25 protein-coding genes are annotated in these 21,289 nt (G+C 63.8%); 13 read left to right on the top strand and 12 right to left on the bottom strand.

Annotation, left to right across the window (positions count from 1 at the left end):
- Positions 1–110: 110 nt before the first annotated feature.
- The gene (locus TK06_RS22655; protein WP_063323909.1) at positions 111–1,328 is read left to right on the top strand and encodes a cytochrome P450 family protein; all 1,218 of its coding nucleotides are present in this window, start codon (positions 111–113) and stop codon (positions 1,326–1,328) included.
- Between the two features lie 187 nt (positions 1,329–1,515).
- Here TK06_RS22655 and TK06_RS22660 read toward each other — a convergent pair whose 3' ends face one another.
- Both TK06_RS22660 and TK06_RS22665 read right to left on the bottom strand, forming a co-directional pair.
- Positions 1,516–2,112: a GNAT family N-acetyltransferase gene (locus TK06_RS22660; RefSeq protein WP_063323910.1), complete on the bottom strand. Its 597-nt coding sequence runs from the start codon at positions 2,110–2,112 to the stop codon at positions 1,516–1,518.
- Positions 2,109–2,660: an RNA polymerase sigma factor gene (locus TK06_RS22665; RefSeq protein ID WP_063323911.1), complete on the bottom strand. Its 552-nt coding sequence runs from the start codon at positions 2,658–2,660 to the stop codon at positions 2,109–2,111. Before TK06_RS22665 ends, TK06_RS22660 begins: the two co-directional genes overlap by 4 nt.
- Before the next feature lie 310 nt (positions 2,661–2,970).
- On the opposite strand from TK06_RS22665, the gene TK06_RS22670 reads away from it, so the two are divergent.
- From TK06_RS22670 to TK06_RS32780, 12 genes are all read left to right on the top strand, one after another.
- The gene (locus TK06_RS22670; RefSeq protein ID WP_063323912.1) at positions 2,971–4,098 is read left to right on the top strand and encodes a TyeA family type III secretion system gatekeeper subunit; all 1,128 of its coding nucleotides are present in this window, start codon (positions 2,971–2,973) and stop codon (positions 4,096–4,098) included.
- Complete coding sequence (gene sctV / locus TK06_RS22675; RefSeq protein WP_063323913.1) at positions 4,095–6,182, top strand: type III secretion system export apparatus subunit SctV; 2,088 nt, start codon at positions 4,095–4,097, stop codon at positions 6,180–6,182. Before TK06_RS22670 ends, sctV begins: the two co-directional genes overlap by 4 nt.
- Positions 6,183–6,339: 157 nt before the next feature.
- Positions 6,340–7,233, top strand: a complete 894-nt coding sequence (locus TK06_RS22680) for an FHA domain-containing protein (protein WP_063323914.1) — start codon at positions 6,340–6,342, stop codon at positions 7,231–7,233.
- On the top strand, positions 7,233–8,591 hold the full coding sequence (locus tag TK06_RS22685; protein ID WP_063323915.1) for a FliI/YscN family ATPase: 1,359 nt from the start codon (positions 7,233–7,235) through the stop codon (positions 8,589–8,591). The genes TK06_RS22680 and TK06_RS22685 overlap by 1 nt, the downstream gene beginning before the upstream one ends.
- Positions 8,578–8,997 (top strand): hypothetical protein, encoded by a 420-nt coding sequence (locus TK06_RS22690; protein ID WP_063323916.1) that lies wholly within the window; start codon positions 8,578–8,580, stop codon positions 8,995–8,997. Before TK06_RS22685 ends, TK06_RS22690 begins: the two co-directional genes overlap by 14 nt.
- The gene (locus TK06_RS22695) at positions 8,990–9,559 is read left to right on the top strand and encodes a type III secretion protein (RefSeq protein WP_238992562.1); all 570 of its coding nucleotides are present in this window, start codon (positions 8,990–8,992) and stop codon (positions 9,557–9,559) included. The genes TK06_RS22690 and TK06_RS22695 overlap by 8 nt, the downstream gene beginning before the upstream one ends.
- The gene (gene sctQ, locus TK06_RS22700) at positions 9,556–10,659 is read left to right on the top strand and encodes a type III secretion system cytoplasmic ring protein SctQ (protein WP_063323917.1); all 1,104 of its coding nucleotides are present in this window, start codon (positions 9,556–9,558) and stop codon (positions 10,657–10,659) included. The genes TK06_RS22695 and sctQ overlap by 4 nt, the downstream gene beginning before the upstream one ends.
- Positions 10,656–11,309, top strand: a complete 654-nt coding sequence (gene sctR / locus TK06_RS22705; RefSeq protein ID WP_063323918.1) for a type III secretion system export apparatus subunit SctR — start codon at positions 10,656–10,658, stop codon at positions 11,307–11,309. Before sctQ ends, sctR begins: the two co-directional genes overlap by 4 nt.
- Before the next feature lie 9 nt (positions 11,310–11,318).
- Positions 11,319–11,573, top strand: coding sequence for a type III secretion system export apparatus subunit SctS (gene sctS, locus TK06_RS22710; protein ID WP_003206603.1), 255 nt, complete (start codon positions 11,319–11,321; stop codon positions 11,571–11,573).
- Positions 11,573–12,370 carry a type III secretion system export apparatus subunit SctT gene (gene sctT / locus TK06_RS22715; RefSeq protein ID WP_063323919.1) on the top strand — a complete coding sequence of 266 codons (798 nt, stop codon included), beginning with the start codon at positions 11,573–11,575 and terminating at the stop codon, positions 12,368–12,370. The genes sctS and sctT overlap by 1 nt, the downstream gene beginning before the upstream one ends.
- Before the next feature lie 15 nt (positions 12,371–12,385).
- Positions 12,386–13,486: a type III secretion system export apparatus subunit SctU gene (gene sctU, locus TK06_RS22720; protein WP_063323920.1), complete on the top strand. Its 1,101-nt coding sequence runs from the start codon at positions 12,386–12,388 to the stop codon at positions 13,484–13,486.
- A gap of 116 nt (positions 13,487–13,602) precedes the next feature.
- A complete protein-coding gene (locus TK06_RS32780; RefSeq protein WP_170846014.1) occupies positions 13,603–14,121 on the top strand; it encodes a type III effector in 519 nt (172 codons plus the stop codon).
- A gap of 124 nt (positions 14,122–14,245) precedes the next feature.
- Here the strand turns inward: TK06_RS32780 and TK06_RS22730 are convergent, their stop codons facing one another.
- The 10 genes from TK06_RS22730 to sctI form a co-directional block, all read right to left on the bottom strand.
- Complete coding sequence (locus tag TK06_RS22730) at positions 14,246–14,695, bottom strand: type III secretion system chaperone (protein ID WP_063323921.1); 450 nt, start codon at positions 14,693–14,695, stop codon at positions 14,246–14,248.
- Between the two features lie 206 nt (positions 14,696–14,901).
- Entirely contained in the window at positions 14,902–15,279 is a 378-nt protein-coding gene (locus TK06_RS22735; RefSeq protein WP_063323922.1) for a hypothetical protein, read from the bottom strand.
- Positions 15,280–15,285: 6 nt separating this feature from the next.
- Positions 15,286–15,495 carry an HrpT family type III secretion system protein gene (hrpT, locus tag TK06_RS22740; protein WP_063323923.1) on the bottom strand — a complete coding sequence of 70 codons (210 nt, stop codon included), beginning with the start codon at positions 15,493–15,495 and terminating at the stop codon, positions 15,286–15,288.
- On the bottom strand, positions 15,492–17,642 hold the full coding sequence (sctC, locus tag TK06_RS22745; RefSeq protein WP_063323924.1) for a type III secretion system outer membrane ring subunit SctC: 2,151 nt from the start codon (positions 17,640–17,642) through the stop codon (positions 15,492–15,494). Before sctC ends, hrpT begins: the two co-directional genes overlap by 4 nt.
- Positions 17,635–18,072, bottom strand: coding sequence for a type III secretion system chaperone (locus TK06_RS22750; RefSeq protein ID WP_063323925.1), 438 nt, complete (start codon positions 18,070–18,072; stop codon positions 17,635–17,637). The genes sctC and TK06_RS22750 overlap by 8 nt, the downstream gene beginning before the upstream one ends.
- Complete coding sequence (locus TK06_RS22755; protein WP_014340714.1) at positions 18,059–18,283, bottom strand: type III secretion protein; 225 nt, start codon at positions 18,281–18,283, stop codon at positions 18,059–18,061. Before TK06_RS22755 ends, TK06_RS22750 begins: the two co-directional genes overlap by 14 nt.
- A gap of 542 nt (positions 18,284–18,825) precedes the next feature.
- Positions 18,826–19,419 carry a type III secretion system stator protein SctL gene (gene sctL, locus TK06_RS22760; protein WP_063323926.1) on the bottom strand — a complete coding sequence of 198 codons (594 nt, stop codon included), beginning with the start codon at positions 19,417–19,419 and terminating at the stop codon, positions 18,826–18,828.
- The gene (locus tag TK06_RS22765) at positions 19,397–19,987 is read right to left on the bottom strand and encodes a hypothetical protein (protein WP_063323927.1); all 591 of its coding nucleotides are present in this window, start codon (positions 19,985–19,987) and stop codon (positions 19,397–19,399) included. The genes sctL and TK06_RS22765 overlap by 23 nt, the downstream gene beginning before the upstream one ends.
- Positions 19,984–20,871, bottom strand: coding sequence for a type III secretion system inner membrane ring lipoprotein SctJ (sctJ, locus tag TK06_RS22770; protein ID WP_063323928.1), 888 nt, complete (start codon positions 20,869–20,871; stop codon positions 19,984–19,986). Before sctJ ends, TK06_RS22765 begins: the two co-directional genes overlap by 4 nt.
- 14 nt (positions 20,872–20,885) lie before the next feature.
- Positions 20,886–21,260 carry a type III secretion system inner rod subunit SctI gene (gene sctI / locus TK06_RS22775; protein ID WP_063323929.1) on the bottom strand — a complete coding sequence of 125 codons (375 nt, stop codon included), beginning with the start codon at positions 21,258–21,260 and terminating at the stop codon, positions 20,886–20,888.
- Between the last annotated feature and the right edge of the window lie 29 nt (positions 21,261–21,289).

Genomic DNA, 21,289 nt, shown 5'->3' on the forward strand with positions numbered 1-21,289 from the left:
CTTGAGTGACCGTGGCCGTGCAAACGGTTCACCGGCAGGTAACCCACATGGATCTTTTTTGGCGCGCCCGGCCACTCAGGAGCAACGATTCATGCCCCTGGAGAGTGTTCATGGCTTACGAGCGTACCCTTGATTTGAATAGCGACGCCTTTCGTGGCGAGGCTTATCGGCATTATGCGGCGCTGCGCCAGGCGTCCCCGGTGTTCCTCAGCCAGGCCGAAGGGCAGTTGCCGATGTGGTACGTCACCGGTGCGCGGGAAGTCGAGGAGGTGCTGCTGGACAACGAGCGCTTCGCCCGTGACCCGTCGCGGATCGATGCGCAGTTCGCCGCGATGCTCGGCGGCGAACAATCCATCGCGTTTCTTAACGACCACATGCTCAACCGCGATGGCGACAGTCATCGCCGCTTGCGTCGCCTGGTCAACAAGGCCTTCACCTTGAAGGCGGTGAATGCCCTGCGACCGCGTATCGAACAGATCGCCGAGACGTTGCTGGAACCCGTGTGGTCGAGCGGCCAAATGGACGTGGTGAGCCAATATGCATTCCCGTTATCGATCACTGTCATCGCCGAATTGCTTGGCGTCCCCGCACAAGATCGTGACGATTTCCGCCGCTGGTCCCACATGATCGTCCAGCAGGTGGGGCATGACTTGAGCGAGTTGCAGCATTGCTACAAGGAATTCGCGGGCTACATGCTCGCGTTGATCGACCAGCGTCGAGCACAGCCGGGCGATGACCTGGTTTCGGCGCTGGCGCAGGTCGAGGAAGAGGGCAGCATGCTCAGCCAGAGTGAGCTGTGCAGCATGATCGCGCTGCTGATCATCGCCGGGCACGAAACGTCGGCATCGATGATCGGCAATGCGATGCACATGCTCGTGCAGCACCCGAAGGTGCTGGCGCAATTGCGTGACGAGCCGGCGTTAATGCCTGGCGCGGTCGAGGAGTTTCTGCGCTATGACTCGTCGGTGGAGCGGGCCATGGTCCGCTTCGTTACCCGGGACACCGAACTGGCCGGACAACGCTTGCTACGCGGGCAACTGCTGATTGCGGTGGTGGGCTCGGCCAATCGTGACGAAACGCTGTGTGCAAACCCTGACACGCTCGACATCACTCGTCCGGCCTGCCCGCACATGTCGTTCGGCAAAGGCACGCACTATTGCCTGGGCGCCTCGTTGGCCCGGCAGGAATTGGAAATCGCCTTGAACACACTCCTACGGTGCTGCCCTGGGCTGCAATTGGCGGTCGATCCCGGTGCCGTACGCTGGCGCTACGTGCCCAACTTCAGGGGGCCGGAGGCGTTGCCGGTGTGTTGGTCGGTGGATGGATGACCGAGGTCTTGATGAAAAGGGGGCTGCTGCGCAGCCCAGCGGGAGCAAGCTCCCTCGCCACGGGGTTATCGACTGAACAGCAGGGGCTGCGGGGGCTGTGCAAAAAATGGCATCGGCTCGAATGAGCGCAGGCCCATGCCTTGGAAAGAGGCGGCTCGCCCGACGTCCAGCCGGACGAGCCGTGGACTCACGCCAGGCTGGCCTCCTCGTTTTGCGCTGGCGCTGAAAGGGAGATGGATGCCGTGTCGCCTGGCGTCAGGTGCAGTCCATAGAGCACGACGTCCGCACGGTTATCAGCGAACCGGGCAATCCCTGGGAAGCGTCCCCATTGGGTCGCGCCGAGCCCTTGTACGCCGCGTTTGCTGGCCTCGTTGTGCTCGATGATCCAGGCCACCAGCGTCTCGAAACCATACTGCCTGGCCAACACCACCGCAGCTTGGCCAAGGCGAATGCCGACGCCGCTGCCGATGTGGTCGCTGCGTACGTAGATCGACACTTCACCGGTCAATCGGCAGGCCTGGGCTCCCCAACAGAAGCGGTTGACGATCAACCAGGCGACGACTTCGCCAGCGCGTTCGAGCACATAGATCGGATCACCCTCCTTGACGAAACAGTCGACGAAAAACGTCATTTCCTTCAGGGAAAACGCTCTGAGCACGGGGGAGCTGGTACCTCCCAGAGCGCTTTCGTTGAAGATATCTGTCATCACCGGCAAGTCGTCGGGGGTGTAGCGGCGCACGCCGCGTGGCAGGTCGGGCCGGCTGTTCAAACGATTGTGGGTCATGGCCGGGCTTCTCCATAGACGCTTCGTTTGAGTTGTTCACGCGCGCGAAACAACCTTGAACGCACGGTACCAATGGGGACGCCCAGCCGCTCGGCGGCATCGCGGTAGCTGCTCTCGGTGTCCACGGCGGTCCACAGGGTATCGCGCATGTCCTTGGGCAACTCGTCCATGGCTAACAGCGTGCGGTCCAACAGCCGACGGTTGTCGCACAGTTCACTCAGGTCAATGTCGTCACTGGACTCGCTGAACTCGCTCTCATCGAACGTGCTCAGCGGCGGCTGCGCATAGAAGCGGCGGAAGTGGTTGCGGATCAGGTTGAGGGCGATGCCACACAACCAAGTGTCCTGCTTTGCCAGTCCTTTGAACTTCTGCTGGTTGCGCCAGGCTTCCAGGTACGTGAGCTGGATGATGTCGTCGGCGTCGTCTTGATTGAGTACGCGTTTTTGCACAAACAGACGCAGCTTGCGTTCCTCGCCGAAGCAGATGTCTGGCACACCTGTGGGGGCCGGGGAGGTTTGCGGGGGGGCCATGAGATTCAGGCTGTTCATTAATAAATCCCTCTGAGTAGGTTCCATAGCGCCGATCAAAATGTCGACGTTTCCCCCGTCAGCAGGACCTGTGCCAAGCCGGATTAATGATTTATCTGTCTGATAATTAAGTGTTTTTTGCTAGTGCTTTTGCTCTATTTGTGCAAGGGCATGCACAGCCGTCCCAAGCGCCACTGCATGAAATTGCACCGAGCGAACGCTCGGGCAGGAAACCCTTGCGAAGCGGTCAGAAAGGGCCATGGCCGCTGATGGAACTGAATGCTGGATAGCCGCCACCCACTGAGCGTCCGAAACCACGCTCACGGCCATCATGAAAGTAGAAGCCCCGACAAATGCGCATATTGCCGCCAACCTTGCCCAGGCCGCTTCGGCCGTCGTGGGCATCGGCAAGCCTGTCGAATCGTTTCAGGCCGTGCAGTCCAATTCGATGGAGGAGGTCGGCATGACCTTCAGCCATCATGTGGAGCGCAATACCAAGGCGCTGAGCCAGCGGCGCATCCGCAATGCCCGCAGCGAGGTGGGCCAGGTGCGCGTCGAGACGCGCGAGCAGTTGGAAGAGTGGTACGACCAACTCGGCCACCCAGGCAAGCAGAGCCTGGGGGCAATGGCCGCCCAGGCGGGTTTGTTGTTGTGTGGCGAGCCGGTGCTTGAAGAGGTGGTGCAATCCACCGGTGGTGACCCGGCCCGTACCGACCTGATCCTGCAGCAAGCCTTGCGCGAGGCCGAAGTTCAAGGTCGTCTCGTCGAAGCCCAGCGCGCTCGCGACTACCTGCAACTATTGCGCGAGCGTTATGGCGCGCAGATCCAGGCGGGCATGAACATCGCCGAGGCCTTGCGCGCTGCGGGCGGCGATCCCGAACTGCGCCAGGCGGTACGGCGGCTCTATTACGACACCGTGGTGCTCAAGCAATCGTTGCCCACCATGATGCAGGCGTTGCTTGGCCTGTTCGGCGAGGCGGCCTTCGTGCCGGGGCTGGACATGATGCGCCGGGCCCTGGCTGACGACATCGCGGCGCACACACCGTCACGTCCCACCGCCCTGTTGCGCACGTTGTTGATCGGCCTGGCCGCCTCGACGCAACTGGGCAGTGTCCTGCACAGCTGCCGCCGTTTGCTCGAGCAACTGGCCTGTAGTTGCCCGGCCAGCCAGCTCACGGCGGTGCTGTTGCTCCAACGCATGCTGGGGTTTGTCAGCAGTGGCCTGTCGGCGGCGGAAGTACGGCGTATCGGGCGTGAACTGGGTGGAGAAGAGGAGCGGGACCAACTGGTCTCCCTGAACGGCCTGTACCCTTTGCTCAAGCGTTTGCCGCTACCTCTCTGGCGGGATAGCAAAAGCCGACAGACCGCGCTGAAGAACCTGTTGGTGCTGCTCGATGAGCGTTCCCGTGGCGAGCCCCGAAGCCAGACCGCTGCCCCGGTGATTGGAGCACGCTCATGATCGCCCTGTTGAACAAAGTCGCCAACGAAGCGGTGCGGCGCATCGAGGTGGTCGGGGCGTTCGTGGTGCTCGGCATCGTGTTCATGCTGATCCTGCCCTTGCCGACCTCGGTGGTCGATGCGCTGATCGCGATCAACATCTGCATCTCCTGCCTGCTGATCGTGCTCTCGCTGTACCTGCCGCGACCGTTGGCGTTTTCCTCGTTTCCGGCGGTGCTGCTGCTGACCACGCTGTTCCGGCTGGCGTTGTCGGTGGCGACCACCCGGTTGATCCTGCTCCAGGGCGACGCCGGTCATATCGTCCAGGCGTTCGGCGATTTTGTAGTGGGGGGCAACCTGGCGGTCGGGTTGGTCATCTTCCTCATCCTGACGGTGGTCAACTTCCTGGTGATCACCAAGGGCTCGGAGCGGGTCGCCGAAGTGGCGGCGCGGTTCACCCTGGACGCGCTGCCGGGCAAGCAGATGTCCATCGACAGCGACCTGCGCGCCAACCTGATCGATGTCAGCGAAGCCCGGCGGCGTCGCGAGGAATTGAACAAGGAAAGCCAGCTGTTCGGTGCGATGGACGGGGCGATGAAGTTCGTCAAGGGCGATGCCATCGCGGGTTTGGTGATCGTGGTGATCAACCTCATCGGCGGCTTTTCGGTCGGCATGATGCAGCATGACATGGGCGCATCCGAATCGATGCACTTGTACGCCGTGTTGACCATCGGTGACGGTCTGATCGCGCAGATTCCGGCCCTGCTGATTTCTCTTACTGCGGGCATGATCATCACCCGCGTGTCGCCGCAAGGGGAGCCGGCGGGCAGTAGCGTCGGCAAGGAAATCGCCCAGCAGTTGACCGCCGAACCCAAGGCCTGGGTGATCGCTTCGGTGGGAATGCTCGGCTTCGCGGCCTTGCCCGGCATGCCCACGCTGGTGTTCATCGTCATCGCCTTGATCACCGGCACCGCCGGCATCGTCCAGCTCTACTCGCGCGCCCGGCTGGCCCGCCAGGGCGACCAGCCAGCGGAGGTCGTGGCCCCGGCACAGAACGGCGCCGAAGACCTGCGCAGCTTCGACCCGACCCGTGCCTATCTTCTGCAGTTTTCCAAAGCCATGGAAGGCAACGCGGCCGCCGAGGAAGCCATCCAGGCGATCCGCAAAAAGCGTAACGCGCTGGTGGCCGGCTTTGGCCTGACCCTGCCGCCCTTCGAGATCGAATACAGCGCGCTGCTGGAAGACGACGAGTTCCGCTTCTGCGTGCACGAGGTGCCGATGTTGCGGGCAACTTTCGGAGAGCGCGTGGCCGTGGCGCGCGGGCCGCTGCCGTTGGAACCGCGCGACGGGCAGGTCGGCAGCGAGGTGCGTGACGAGCAGCAGTGGCTCTGGCTGACGCCTGACGATCCGCTGCTGGCGGACGAACGCGTGGAGGCGGTGTCGGCCGCCGAGTTGCTGGTGGAGCGCATGAGCCGCGCGATGTTTGCCACGGGCCCACAATTCTTGGGGCTTCAGGAGAGCAAGTCGATTCTCAGTTGGCTCGAAGCGGGCCAGCCAGAGCTGGTGCAGGAACTGCAGCGGACCATGCCGTTGGCCCGTTTCGCGGCCGTGCTCCAGCGCCTGGCCGGCGAAGGTGTCCCGCTGCGCGCGGTGCGGCTGATCGCCGAGTCCTTGATCGAGCACGGGCAGCACGAGCGCGACGTCGGTGCGCTGACCGACTACGCGCGCATCGCCCTGAAGTCGCAGATCTATCACCAGTACCGCGACGAAGATGGCCTGCACGTGTGGCTGTTGACGCCGGAAACCGAAGGCCTGTTGCGCGATGCGCTGCGCCAGACCCAGACGGAAACCTTTTTTGCCCTGGAAAGCCTGCATACCCGCGCCTTGGTCATGCAGTTGCGCGAAGGCTTCCCGTTGCGCGCCAAGCGCGTGGCCGTGCTGTTGGTGGCGCAAGACCTGCGGGCCCCGCTACGCGATTTGTTGCGTGACGAATTCAATCACGTGCCCGTGCTCGCCTTCAGCGAGTTGCACAGCAACGCCCAGGTCACCGTGCTGGGGCGCTTTGACCTCGAGCAGGAAAAACTACGGATGGAGGATGCCGCGTGACGGGCTTGTCTTGGCACGCCAGCAGCGGCGTCTCCACGTAACGATGCAAATCCAGGTGCGTTCGATGGCCTGGCTGTGACAGAGGACGGGGGCCGCCGGTGCCCCGTCGTACAACCGGATCGTGGGCGAGCGTCTGTCGCCCCTTGAGGAATTGACCATGTTCGAACTGCGAGTCTTGAGTGGTCTGCACCGAGGTGCGGCGTTGCCGCTGGTTGGCGAGCAATGGGTGGTCGGGGCGGCGGAGGAGGCCGACCTGGCGCTATACGATCCGGGTATCTGTGGGCGTCACGTGGGCCTGCGGCAGGTGCAGGGCCAGTGGCTGCTGGAACGGCTGGAGGGCACGGTTTGCGATGGACAAGGCCAGCCCTGGGCCGCGACCGAGCCCTTGCAGAGCAATGCTCCGTTTGCCGTGGCAGGCGTCTGGCTGTGCCTGGCCCCGGCCGATCAGCCCTGGCCCGAAGAGGCGGCGCTGGATGACGCTGCGCATCTGGCGCTGGACCGGGAAGCTCCGAAGCCTGCGGTGCGGCCGTCGTGGCCCAAGCGCCTGGCCATTGCCGCGGCGGTGATCACCGTTGCCTCCAGCGCCTGGGCCTTTACCAGCCAGCCGGCGCAGACCGTGGCGCGCAGCCCGGCCCAGCAGCTCAAGCAGACCAAGGTGGCCTTGGACAATGTCGAGGCGGTCCGCCTGGAGCTGGATCGCATGTTGCAGGAGCGCGATTTGGGCGCCGGTGTGCGGGTCGAGAGCCAGGACGACCGGCTGGTCCTGGTGGGTGAGTTGCCGCGCCAGCGCCTGGCGATGGTCGAACGACTGATCGAGCGCTTCCACGAGCGCTACGAAACGCCGATCGGGATCACGGCCAACGTCAAGGAACGGCTGACGAAACTGCCGTTCCAGATCGCCCAGATCGTGGGCGGCAAGCATGGTCACGTGGTCACCGCCGATGGCCGTCGGTTGTTCCTGGGCGACCAGATCGATGGCCTGCGCTTGACTGCCATCGACAGCGGCAAAGTCACCTTCGAGGGCGACCAACGCTACGAGGTCACCTGGTGATGATGCAGGCGGCCATCGCGCGACTGGAGGCCTGGGAGGCCGGGCAATTGGCGCACTTGCGTCGCTTCGCGCCGGTCATGGTGCGCGGACGGGTGCAGCGGGTCAGCGGCATCTTGCTGCAGTGCCGGCTGCCGGGGGCGCAGATCGGCGACCTCTGCCGGGTCGAGCGCGACGCCCGCGAGCCGCTGCTCGCCGAAATTGTCGGCTTCGACCAGCACGATGCCTTGCTCAGCGCCTTGGGCGGGCTGGAGGGCGTCCGGGTCGGGGCGGCGGTGGAGCCGCTGGGCATGCCGCATCGGGTGTGCGTGGGGCCGCAGTTGTTGGGCCAGGTGCTGGATGGATTCGGCCGGCCGCTGGTGGATGGCGGCGCGGGAGCCTTCGCCGGTGCGCATGTGCCGAATGCATCGCAGGTGATTGGCGAGGCCCCGGCGCCCACCGCGCGACCGCGCATCCAACGGCCCTTGATGACCGGCGTACGGGCCATCGATGGCCCGCTGACGCTCGGCGAAGGCCAGCGTGTAGGGCTGTTCGCCGGCGCCGGCTGTGGCAAGACCACACTGTTGGCGGAGATTGCCCGGAACGTTGACTGCGATGTCATCGTGTTCGGCTTGATCGGCGAGCGTGGGCGTGAACTGCGTGAATTCCTCGACCACGAGCTGGATGATGAACTGCGTGCCCGTGCGGTGCTGGTGTGCGCCACCTCCGATCGCTCCAGCATGGAACGCGCCCGCGCAGCGTTCACTGCGACGGCATTGGCCGAGGGTTTTCGTGCCCGGGGCCAACGCGTGCTGCTGCTCATCGACTCGCTGACCCGCTTCGCCCGGGCCCAGCGTGAGATCGGCCTGGCCGCCGGCGAGCCGTTGGGGCGTGGCGGCCTGCCGCCGTCGGTCTACAGCCTGCTGCCGCGCCTGGTCGAACGGGCCGGGCTGACCAACGAGGGCGCTATCACCGCGTTTTATACGGTGCTCATCGAGCAGGATTCCATGAACGATCCCGTGGCGGATGAAGTACGTTCGCTGCTCGACGGTCACATCGTGCTGTCACGCAAGCTCGCGGAACGCGGCCACTACCCGGCAATCGATGTGCTGGCCAGCCTGTCGCGAATCTTGGCCAATGTGGCCGAGGCGGAGCACCTGCGGGCGGGCATCAATCTGCGTCGGTTGTTGTCGGCCTATGAACAAATCGAACTGATGTTGCGCCTGGGCGAATACCAGGCCGGCGCTGACCCCTTGACCGACCTGGCGGTGGAGTCGCGTGGCGCCCTGGACGCCTTCCTGCGCCAGGACCTGCGTGAGCCGGAGCAGCTTGCTTCCACGCTCGCCCACCTGCAGCAGTTGACCGCCTATGTCCCGGGTTGATCTGGACGCCCTGGCGCCGATACGCCGCCACCGCGAAGCGCAAGCCGAGCGGGCGTGGCGCCAGCAGCGCGAGCTTTTGCGTGAGCGCGAAGCCGCGGCTGCCGCCGCGCGCGCGCAGATGCAGGCGACCCGTGAGCAACAGGCGGTGCAGCGCGAGGCGTTGTACGGCGAGCACCGTGGCCGGGCGTTGAGCGTGTGCGAACTGAATGCCTGGAATACCCAGGAACGTCGCTTGATTGGCGAACTGGCTGAGCAAGCGCGGGCATTGCAGGCGCTGGACGATGAACAGGCGCAGCAGGCCCGGCACACGGCCGCTGCCCAGCAGCGGCTGCAAGGGCGCCGGCGAGATCTGGAAAAGCTCAGCGCAATGATGGAGTACCTGGTGGAGCCCCCCAGCGATGAATGAGCACAGCGTGCGCGGTGGGCCGACACCGCACGGCAATCCCCCGGCGGCCCCCGTCCGGCATCCGCCTCGAGCGTACGAGCAACCGCCTGCCCAGGTGAGTCGGGCAAGCCGTCCGGTGGAGCGCGAGTCCGCCCCTGCCACCGGACGCGACCCCGACCTGACGGCAGGCAGCAGTGACGGTTACTGGTTCCGTCAGTGGGTCGATGCGCCACGGGGCGGCGCGCAGGATGACAGCGCCGGCACCGGTTCGCTGTCGGGCCTGGTGAACCTTTCGAGCGGCGAAGAGGAGGCGTTTGTCGACCAGCTCACGCCACGCTTGCGCGCCACCCTCGACCAGCAATTGGACCTGCTGCTGCATCTGCCCAATCTGGGCCGCATCAAGGTCTCCGCCCGGCGGCCAGGCGGGGCGTGCGGATGGGACGTCGGCCTGAGCAGCGAAAGTGCAGACGTACAGACGCGGCTGTCGAGTCGATCCGGTCGTCTCGAAGAGGCGCTGACCCAAAGCCTGGGCCAGCCGGTCAGCGTGCGCGTAGCGCAGGAAGACGAGGTTAGCGCGACATGACAGTCCATGCATTGGTGCTGCCGACGGTGGGCAGCGAGGACGCCACCGCCCGGCGGCTATTGGGAATTGGCGTCCGGTTGCCCTTCGAGGTGGCGGGCGAGACGGGCTTGCTGGAACTGACTCCGGGCGGCGTTGCGGCTGGGAGCACGCCGTGTGTGCTGGCGTGTGCCCATGGTGTCTTTACCTTGGACGAGGCCGGCGCGGTGCTCAGCCTGTTCGGTGAATGCCCGGTGGTCCTGCCTGCCGAACCCGGGCCGGATGACACGTGGTTCTGGTCGCTGTTCCAGCAAGCCCTGAGCGAGCCCCTGCGCCAGGTCTTCGGTTTTATCAAACCAGCGGCCGGACCCGCGGTGCAGGGCATTGCCTGCCGGCTCGACGTGAGGGTGGGCGCGGCCCGCGTCACGAGCCATCTGGAAATGACCGGTGCGACCTTGCTGGGGCTGCTTCGCACCGATCCCTGGCAACGGCTAGCCGCGCCGGTGATCGAGGGCTTTGCGCTGCGTGTCCCGTTGGAACTGGGACACCTGGCGCTGGCCGCCGGGCAGGTGGCGACGTTGCGCCCCGGTGATGTGTTGGTGCCGCAAACCCCTTTGTTCGATTCATCCGGCCAAGGGCTGATTCGCCTGGGCCGGCATTGTTTGCAGGTGCGGGTACACAGCCGTGCCGCGCCGTTGCGCCTGACCTTGCTCGCTCTGGAGGAGACCGTTATGAGCACCACCGCCGACACCGACATCCTGACGCCGGACTGGGACGATAGCACCGGCTATGAACCTGACGCCCAAACTGGCGAGGCGACTGAGCACCCGCTGTCGGCCTATGCCGCTGAAACCGAGGTGGCACCGATGACGGAGCCGGTCGCTGCCGATCTCCCCGAGCGTTTCGACGACCTGCCGCTGGCGCTGACGATACGCTGCGGTCATTTGCACCTGACCTTGGGCGAGCTGCGCAATCTGGCGCCCGGCGCGGTGCTGCAAGTGCCAGGTGTGGCACCGGGGACGGCGGCGCTGTTTTATGGCGAACGAGCTCTGGCCCAGGGCGAGCTGGTCGAGGTCGATGGCCGATTGGGTCTGCAAATCGCCCGCGTGGATGTGGCTGGATGAGCTTCCAGGGGGTCGACCCCTTTCTGCTGGCGCTGTTCATTGGTGGGATTTCGTTGGTCCCCCTGCTGCTGATTATCTGCAGCGCCTTTCTCAAGATAGCCATCGTGTTGACGATCACCCGTAACGCCATCGGTGTGCAGCAGGTGCCACCCAATATGGCCCTGTATGCCATTGCCCTGGCCGCGACGCTGTTCATCATGGCGCCGGTGGGCCACAACATCGCCGAACAGCTGAAGGAACAGCCGCTGGATTTCAGCAGCACCGAGGCGTTGCAAGGTTCTGCGCTGAACGCGGTAAAACCGTTGCAGGCTTTCATGTCGCGCAACACCAACCCGGACATCCTCGCCCACCTGCTGGAAAACACCCAGCGGATGTGGCCCAAGGAGCGCGCCGAGCAGGCCAGCCGCGACGACCTGATGCTGCTCATTCCGGCCTTCATGCTGTCGGAGCTCGAGGCCGGTTTCCAGATGGGATTCCTGATCTATATCCCGTTCATTGTCATCGACCTGATCGTGTCCAACCTGCTGCTGGCACTCGGCATGCAGATGGTCGCGCCCATGACCATTTCGTTGCCGCTCAAGCTGCTGATTTTTGTCCTCGTGCAGGGCTGGACGCAATTGCTCGACAGCCTCTTCTATTCCTATCTTTGAGGACGTGCGATGGACGCGCTGACGTTGTTTAAGGAAGGCATGCTGCTGGTGGTCCTGCTCTCCGCACCGCCCTTGATCGTTGCGGTGATCGTCGGTGTACTGACGTCCCTGGTGCAGGCCTTGATGCAGATCCAGGACCAGACCTTGCCCTTCGGCATCAAGCTGGTGGCGGTCGGGCTGACCTTGCTGGTGACGGGCCGCTGGATCGGTGTGGAGCTGCTTGGACTGTTGCGTCGGGCATTCGAAATGATGGCCAATACCTGATGACGGCCCAGGCTTTCGTCCCGTATTTCGACTTGCTGCTGTCGATCGCGCTCGGCATGGCGCGGATTTACCCGGTCGCTTACCTGGTCCCGGTGTTTTGCTTCCAGCACCTGCGAGGCTTGCCGCGCCATGCCGTTGTGTTTGCCCTGGGCATGTTGCCGGCGCCCGGTATTCGCCAGGCGCTGATCGATGCCCAGGTCAATTGGCTGTCGCTGGCCGGGTTGATGTTCAAGGAGCTGGTGCTGGGCTTCTTGCTCGGGGTGCTGTTGGCGATGCCGTTCTGGTTGTATGAATCGGTGGGCGCCTTGCTGGACAACCAGCGCGGTGCGCTCATCGGTGGCCAGTTGAATCCGGCGCTCGGCACCGACACCACGCCCCTGGGCCTCTTGTTCAAGGAGATGACGATCTTGCTGCTGGTCACCACCCTGGGCATTGGCACGTTGACCCAGGTGATCTGGGACAGCTACCTGGTGTGGTCGCCCACCGTTTGGTTTCCATTGCCTGGCGCGGATGGCTTCGGCGTGTTTCTCGGGCTGCTCGCCGAAATGTTCATGCACATGATGCTCTACGCGGCGCCCTTTATCGGCTTGCTGTTGCTGGTGGAGTTCAGCCTGGCGCTGCTCAGCCTGTATAGCCCGCAATTGCAGGTGTTCGTCCTCGCCATGCCGGCCAAGAGCCTGATTGGCCTGGGCTTCCTGCTGTTCTACCTGCCCACGCTGTGGGACGCGATGACTGGCCGTCTTGGTCGCTATGGCGAAATCCGGCATCTGCTTCACCTGTTGTTGCAGGCGCCCTGAAGGAGGGCTTCGCCCATGAGCGAAGACAGTGGCGAAAAGACCAAGCGGGCGACGCCGAAGAAGATTCGCGACGCGCGCAACAAAGGCCAGGTCGGCCAAAGCCAGGACTTGAGCAGCCTGCTGGTGCTTGCGGCGATCACCGAAGTGGCATTGACCCAGGCCGACGACAGCATGCAGGCCTTGGGAGACATGGTGGCATTCCCGCTGCATCGGCTGGATGTCGACTTCGTGCGTGCCTTCGAGGAAACCTTGGCCCACGCCGGTGGCGTGCTGCTCAACTTCACCTTGATGACCGTAGGGTTGGCGATCGTCACGCGCCTGGTGGCCGGTTGGATACAGTTCGGTTTCCTGTTCGCCCCCGAGGCCCTTCAGCCGGACCCGAACCGCTTGAACCCGATGAACCAGGCCAAACAGATGTTCTCCGGCCAGGCGCTGATCAACCTGTTCATGGGGCTGGTCAAGGCCGTGTTTATCGGCACCGTGATTTATCTGGTGACCCTGCCGGCACTCGGGTCGTTGATCAGCCTGGTCAACGGCGACCTGCACAGCTATTGGCGCGGGCTGGCCAGCCTGTTTCGGCACATCATGCACATTTGCCTGGGTGTATTGCTGGTGCTGGCGATCCTCGACTTCGGCCTGCAGAAATATTTCTTCGCCAAGCGCCTGCGCATGAGCGAGGAGGAAGTGCGCAAGGAGTTCAAGGAAATGGAAGGCGACCCCCACGTAAAAATGCATCGCCGCAGCCTGGCCCGGCAATTGGTCGACCAGCCCGTCAACAAAGAGACCAAGCCGGTGGAAGACGCCGACATGCTGGTGGTCAACCCCACCCACTTTGCCGTCGCGCTGTTGTATCGTCCCGAGGAAACGCCGCTGCCGCAGTTGATCGTCAAAGGCGTCGATGCCGAGGCCCGGGCGCTGATCGAGCGGGCCAAGGCGGCCCGGGTTCCGGTCATCCAGTGCATCTGGCTGGCGCGCACGATCTACCGTGAAGACGTCGGCGGCTACATCCCCCGGGAAACGCTCCAGGCGGTCGCCCACATTTATCGGGTGTTGCGCGAACTGGATGACGAGGCCAAGGGCGAGGTCATCGAGATACCGGAATTGAACCAGCGTTGAGGTCGATGGAACCGATGCATACGCGGTTGCCACTCAGGGAGTGAGCCAGGCTCGTCCGCAGGATCCGGCCTGCCGACAGTGCACACCACACAGACATCGACCCGTGGAGGATTCCCATGCCCGAACCCAGTTCCCTGACAAGCCCCTTAAGGGGCACAGGTGCCCTGCACGGCACCGACAGCTTATCGCCGTCGCGCTCCCCCTCGCTGAGCCAGCGGCCCCGTGAGGCGCAGCAGCGCGAAGGCACCCAAAGCCTGCATGGCCGGGGACGTTCCTCCTCGACGCCACCGGCAATGCATCAGCGTGGCCGCCCCCGAGCGCGGGACGCCAATCACGCGGCGCCGTCGAATGACACGCAACCGCTGAATGACACGCAAACGTCCAGTCCCGCTTCGGAATCTCGCACGCCGGACTCTTTCATGCGCGAGATGGAAACCCGTCAAAAGCAGTTGATGGAAAAGCAGTTCGAGATGCAGATGGGGATGGAAGAGCGCCAGAGCACCATGATGCTCATTAAAAGCTCCGCCGACATGGCCAAGTTGATGAGCGATACGGTGACGGAGGTCACCAAGGGCTTCATGGACAGTGCAAGGAAAGTCATGCAGGAGGGTGGCGAAGCGATGAAGCTTCGATAAAGCGATGAGCCCACATAAAGCGGCGCAGGAGCTGTCGAGTGCAACGAGGCTGCGATCTTTTCAATGACACTTGAATCTCAAGCGAAAGATCAAGAGATCGCAGGCTTCGCCAGCTTCTACAGGGTTAGCCCAGTCGGGTGCGGTTGGTGTTGAGCGAGGCCGGACGAGGGCTGCCCGGCGGTGCAGGCACCGCCAAGCGCGCTCGAATGTCGCCGACCTGGGCGACGAAACCGACGATCCAATGGCAGAACCGCGCCTCGTCGAGCATCGCCAGCGGACAATGGGCACACAAGCGAACGCTGCCCTTATCGTCCAGGGCCAGCCAGCTGCCGCCGAGCAGATCCAATCGAAAATTGAGTTCCAGCAGCCGCTTGTGCAAGCCGGGCGCGTGGGCGGGTATATCGATGGCGCTATGGAGGATGGCGACATCGCCGTGATCGGGCAACTCGATGACCACGGCTTCGCGGTTGCTCGCGTCATACAGCGCGCACACGCCACCTTCCAACTGCAAGTGCGCATGCAAATGTTCCGCGAGGGCCGAGATCAAGCGCTGGGCAAGCGGTGCGACGGTCATGGAAAACCTCTCTCATAAAGTCTCTGGATGAATCACTGTGGCGAGGGAGCTTGCTCCCGCTGGGCTGCGCAGCGGCCCCAAAACCATTCAACGCGGTGCACCGGGAGATACCGTTTGCGGTAGTTTTTACGACTGCTGCGCAGCCGAGCGGGAGCAAGCTCCCTCGCCACGGGTTCAGTGTTGCTCCTGGGTGAACAGCATTGCCCTCAATACGTGGCCGAGTAATCATCGAGGTCTTCCAGGCCCAGCAGCGACAGCTGACGGGACTGGATTTCATCAAGCAGCTCAGTGGATAGCGGCGCGTCGGGCAGCGCCTGCCAGACCACGAGTGCCCGCTGCGGATCGAGAAATACGAACAGCTGGGCGTAGTCGGCCGGCTGGGCGAAACGCCGTTCGAGGGCATGCTGGATCTGGTTTGCACGCAGCGCCTGGCTTTGTATTTGTAAGGCGAGCCCCACGCTGTGTGGCTCGCGTCGCAGACAGAACTCGATGCCTGGAGCTATTTCCCAATACGTCGCGATGCCGGCGATGATGTTCTTCTGGAAGGCCTGGCGAGTGCTTACGCTGTGTACCGAAAAAGACATAGCGTTTCAGTTCTCCAATGGGACGACCGTATGGTCCAGTGGGTGTTCGGGGGAGCCAAGGCCGCCGCGCATGCCGGGTGACCACCAGATCACCAGCCGACCGTTGTCCGGTTCGGCGCGGCTGCAGGCATCGCCCTGGCAGCCTGAGCGGTACGCGCAGCCGGCGAATACCGGCAGGCTCAGCAATAAAACGAGCAGCAGTGGCGTGCGACTCATGGCAGGGTCCTCGCGCTGGTTTGCAGAAGAGAAGGGCGCTCGCCGCCTGGCGTGCGTGTGGGTTGTTTCATGACCACGAACACTTCCGTTTCCTCACCGGGCTCAAGCCACACCTTCGGCCAGGCGGAGGTGGCCAGGGCCCAGCGGCTGCCGCAGCTCGCTTCGTCGAAGCGCAACCTTTGCTGGCCATCGTTGCGTACCACGCCCACGGCAATGCCGTAATCGGGGCCGGCGAACCATTGGGCCCGGGCAGCGTCCAGCGATAGCCCGGGTTGCAACGCGCACAATGTGTCGGGCGAATAAGGAATCGACGCCGCTTGCTTGAACGTGGCCGGAATGTTGCCGTCGGCGAGTTGGGCGAGCACATCGCTGACCTCGATACGACCGACGGGGCGGGTGCCGTTGCGACGCTCTTCCAGGCGGGCCATGGCGCTGTCGACCTGTTCGCGGTCAAGGGCGGAGATGTAGCGGGCCGGGTCGACCTGGTCACCGATCAGGCGAGGCGTCAGGATGAACACCCGTTCGCGGCGACTGGTCTCGCGCGTGGTCGAGGAAAACAGCAGCGGCCCGATCAGCGGGATGCGACCCAGCCATGGCACCCGTTCGAGGTTGTCGCCGGTCTCTTCGGTATGAAAACCGCCTACCACCAATGACCGGCTTTCCCCCATGACAGCCTGGGTGCTGACCACGCCCCGGCGCACGCTGGGCGTCTGCTGGCCGACTTCCGAGGGCTCGATGCGGCCGTCCTCGATGTCCAGGGACATCTGGATCTGATTGCGGCCCCCGGTCTCGATGGCATGGGGCACGACCTGCAAGCTGGTGCCTGCCGTGATGGGCTCGACGGTGGCGACGCGCTCGCCGATGGCCGAGATGTACTCGGTCCGGCTGAAGTCGATGACCGCCGGCTGGTTCTCCAAGGTCAGTACCGAAGGGTTTGCCACCACCGAGGCCAGGCCACGGCCCTCCAGGGCCCGCAGTTGCGCGGAAAAATCGCCGTAGTCCTGAATGAACACCGTCGAGCTGGCACCAGGGCGAATCATCGAGGCGCCGCCGATCAGGTCGCCGCTCTCGACGTTCCAGTTCGAGGCCAGCTCAGCCAGTTGCGTGCGGTCGATGTCGAGGATGATCGCATCGATTTCCACCAGCTTGCGCGGCACGTCCACATCGCGAATCAGCGGCGTGTAGATTTCCCGTCGCTTGGGTGCGTCGTAGATGAGCACCGCGTTGTTGCGCACGTCGGCTTCGACGCGGATCTTGCCCCGAGCGCCTGCACCGCTGTTCGCGCCGGACGGTACACGGCTGGTGTTCGGCCGACCCATGCCGTTCAACGCCAACTGTTCGATATTGCCCATGGTCATGGACTGCTGGGTCTGCATGTTCTGGAACGATGCTTGGGGCGAGGCCGTCTGCATGCCCCCCGACACGGCGCTGCGACTTTCCAGCAAGCCTTTCAGGATGCTGGCGACCCCGGGGATGACCAGCGTTTCGCCGCGGTACTTGACGTTGCGGTCGGCGGCGGTGGCATAGCGCAGCGGAAAACTGATCACTTCCTGCTTTTCCTCGGGGGTCTTGCGCGCTTCGGCAAACTGCGCCACCAAGCGCACATAGCGTTCCGGGCCGGAGACCAGGACCACGCCTTCGTCGGGTAACTCACCCCAGCCGAAGCGCGGATCCAGCAGGCCGATGTCGGTCAGGGCTTGCTTCATGTCCGGCACGGCATCGGCGGACACTTCCAGGCGCGTGGAGTCCTGGTTCTGCAAGGGGCTGACGTACAGCGTGTTGCCATACATGAACCACTGGAAGCGATTTTCCAGGCCGAGCCTGTCGAGGAACGCCTGGGGACTTTCGGCGCGCATCCGCCCGTCGACGGTGCCTTTCACCGTGCCGTCGATTACCAGTTGCACGGCGAAGGTATTGGCGAAGTCGCCGAGTACCTTGGCCAGCGGTGTGTTCTGGGCGTCGTAGGCGTAAGGCGTGTTCTTCCAGTCGGTCGGTATGGCTGCCTCTGCCGGCATGCCAGCGCCAAGCGCGCCGGCCAATGCCAGTGCGATCAGCGAAGGTTTCGCCCAGCGGCGTGCGATCGACTGGCGAAGGTGTACCTTGCCTGCGGTCATCAAGCGGTACGGTGCAAGCCACCTGTTAGGCATGGCGGATTCCTGTTCCGAGCAAGTGAGAGTGCGAGAGGCGTCGCGCCACAGGCGCGGCAACGGCACGTTGGTCTTTATTGAGAATGGATTGCCAGGTGTCACGCTGGTTGAGCAGTGCTTCGAGCACCTCGATCAAGTCGTCGATGTGCCCGCCCAGCGGCACCTGCGCCAGCAGCCACAACCGACCGTCTTGCGGCGAACGAGCCAGCGCGCCGGGAAATCGCGAGAGGCTTGGGTGCGCCAGCCGAAGCAGGTCTTCCAGAACCACCTCATGGGTCACCGGGACGGTCAATTCGACCGATGCCAGCAGGCCTTCGTCGAGCTTGCTGAACGCTGCTTCGCCATCGTCGATGACAACGGTGAACCGCTCCGGGCCATCGACGTTGGCGTTCCAGCGGGTGAGCTGTGTGCGCAGCTCATGGCATTGCATCGATGATCGCCTTGGCGAGGTTGTGATGGGCTGTGGTCTGTTGAGTCGCTGCGTTTACCGCGACGGACATGCCGTTCATGCTGGTCAGGAATGAGTGCATGTCGTCGAGCGACTGACTTTCTGCTGCGTTCATCGCAGCGTTGTTGACGTTGTCGGTCGCGCGTTGGAAGTAGGTGTCGAGGCGGCGCTGGACGGCATCGGTGGAAGACATGGGCGGTTCCTCTGGGCTTGGGCATATTCACGAGGTGAGTGGTGCCTATGCCGTTGGCGGTTCCGCGTGAATGAGGAAAAAAATGGGCGTCGGGATGTGGGGCGCGGTTCTCTTGTGTGGGCTTGCTCGCGATGGCGGCCTGACAGCCGGCCATGCTCTTGTTGACTGCGTACATATCCATTGCTGCGGTAACGGCCACTTAGGGTTCCGCCCTGACGGCGGCTCACTTTTGAGAAGCGCAAAAGTAAGCAAAACGCTTTTTGCCCCACCACTCGGTGCCTCGCTTAGGCTCGGCATGCCCGAACGCAGGCATTGCTCCGTGGGCCCACTGCGCAATACCTGCGTTCGGCCAGCGTGGTTAACGGGGCGCCGAGATCAACGTCCACCGCGAGGCGGCCTTATAGCCGACCTGGTTCTGGGTGATCGTGTTTCTCCTGTGGGATCACAGGTATGGCAGTCACCAACAATCCTCTGTGGGATCACAGGTATGGCTGTCACCACCAATCCTCTGTGGGAGCGAGCTTGCTCGCGAAAGCGATGGGTCAGCTTGCGGTGATGGGTTGTGGTTCGGGCAGGCGTAGGGTTTCGACGGCGGTGGGCCAGTCGAGCAGGTATGTACCGCCCGGCGTTTCCAGCTTCAGTTGATGTCGTTCCATGTCGACATCGGCCACCGGCGTCCAGGGGCGTCGGTCGTCGATGCCCAGGCTCTGGGTCAGGCTTGCCAGGTCTTCAGGATGACAGCGAAGGGTGGCGCTGACCGGGTCGTCCTGACGCGACGCCAGTTGGCGGACGAGTGCATCGATGCGTGCCTGCTCCGGGACTTCGTTCAACAGCGTTCCCAGGGCCTCGTTGACCACGTGTGCAGCACACGTCTCGATTCGCTCCCACATGGCTTGACGCTGGGCTTCCCAGGCGGCGAGCACGGTTTCGGCCTTTTCCCAGAATTGGGCTTGAGCCACGAGCACGGTCGCGTCCGCCTCTGCGCTGGCGCGTCCAAGCAATTGCGCGGCCTGCGCCTGGGCCTGTTCGAGGATGACCTGGGCGCGGGCACAATCGACCAGGGTTTCGCGAGCGATGTAGGGCTGCGACAGGCCTTGGCCATCGGGGCGCAGTTCAAGCGAACGCCGAGCGAGCATCGTGTCTCTCCGTTTGGATAGGTGCCGAGGGTGCCAGGCTTTGCTCAGCTTTCCAGCAGGCGGACTGCCAAAGCGTATTCAGCTTGGCAGCTGGCGGTTGAGGGGCGGGTGCCGATTCGATGGCGATGATTCTGTCGCGTGGGAACGCCAGGCGCGCCCGTTCCCAGGCTTGTTCGCCCAGCCAGGCACGCAGCAGGGCGAGCGGATCCTGGTCTTGTTCGAGCCAGTGTCCCGGGCGCAGGGCTTTGGCGGTGCGCTCGCACCAGGCCCGGTCCTGCACCGAAAGTGCCTGTGTTGCCGTTAACGGTGCGCAAGTGCTCGCCACCAATTCGTAGGCAAGGGCCAAGGTCCGGGGCGTGCCGCAGAACAGCGATTGCAGCGCCGGGCTGGGTTGGGGGGGCGTGCACGGCGTCATACCGAAGCTGCGGGCAAGCGCGGCATGCTGCGCTCGGGCGAGGGCGTCGATCTGTGGCGCGGTCAGCAGGCAAAGCGCTGACGAATACCAGCCCCGGTCTGCTTCGCGCCAGGCGAGGGTCCACCAGCGAACCCATGCAATCTCCGCCGTCATGCGGCGGTCCCGTTATGGTCGGGTTTGGTCCCTGGGTTTTTCACGGCGAACAGCCCAGGTGGCATGCTGCTTTGGGGGGCGGCGGGCGTCCCGGCCGGTTTGGTGAGCGTGCGATCGAGAAATCGTGGCAGCACCAACACGCCGTTGCGCCACAGCCGATAGAGGCCATACAAGACGCCCATCAGGATGGCGAGCAAGGTGATGCTTGCCGTCACGGTCACCGCTCGCCAATAGCCGATGTCGTCGGCCTGCATGAGGAAGGGGCCGAAATATGCCATCTTGCGCCGTTCCTGATACGGCGCGGCGGGAACGAATACCACCGATAGCTTGGCCGGGTTCTGAGCGGCGTCGGCCATGCCGGGAATCCCGCTGGCGACCAGGTTGCGCACGCGCGGGGTGATGCTGTCGGGGTCCAGCGCACGGGTATGCTTGATAAACACCGAGGCCGATGCGGGTTGGACCGGCTCACCCGGGGCCACCCGCTCCGGCAGGACCACATGGACCCGGGCGAGCACCACGCCATCTATTTGTGACAGCGTCGATTCGAGCTCCTGGGACAGCGCATAGATGTAGCGGGCACGTTCCTCCATCGGCGTGGAAATGACCCCTTCCTTGCGGAAGATCTCCCCCAGGCTGGAACGTGAGCGACGCGGCAGGCCGGCGGCTTCGAGTACCTGGACGGCGCTGTTCATGTCGGCAGGCTCGACCAGCACGGTCAACCCGTCTTTGTCGACTTGCTTGCTCGCCTCCACGTTCTTGTTCGCCAACTCGGCGATCACTTCGTTGGCATCCTGCTCGGAAAGATGGCTGTGCAGCACCGTTCGTTCGTTGCAACCGGTGAGCAGCAGGCACAGCAACAGTGTCGAGAACGCGCGCTTGGACATGACCGGCCTTCCCTTTACTGAAGATTGGTGAGCTTCTCGATGGCCTGGGAGCCTTTGCTGACCACTTTCGCGGTCATCAGGCTTTCCAGGTGGAAGGACGACAGTGAGCGGTTCGACTGCAACATGTCCTGCGGGTCGGCAGTGCGGATGGCCTTGAGCATGTCCCGGTTGGCGCGGTCGTCCAGGCGCTGCAGTTCACCGGAGCGGCTCGACAGCGAGTCAATGATGCGTGCCGCGACATTGTTTTCGCTGTTCGGGGCGGGGGCTTTTTCGCGCATTTGTGCATTGAACCAACTGACATCGCTGGTCTCGGCGCTCGCTTGTGTCTTGGCGCTCGTTTTGGCGGACGTGGAGGCGAGGTTGCTGGGGTCGATGGCGTGTATGTCCACGGAATGTCTCCTGTTTCAACGGTCGGTTT

The sequence above is a fragment of the Pseudomonas fluorescens genome (assembly GCF_001623525.1).
GTDB lineage: Bacteria > Pseudomonadota > Gammaproteobacteria > Pseudomonadales > Pseudomonadaceae > Aquipseudomonas > Aquipseudomonas fluorescens_Q.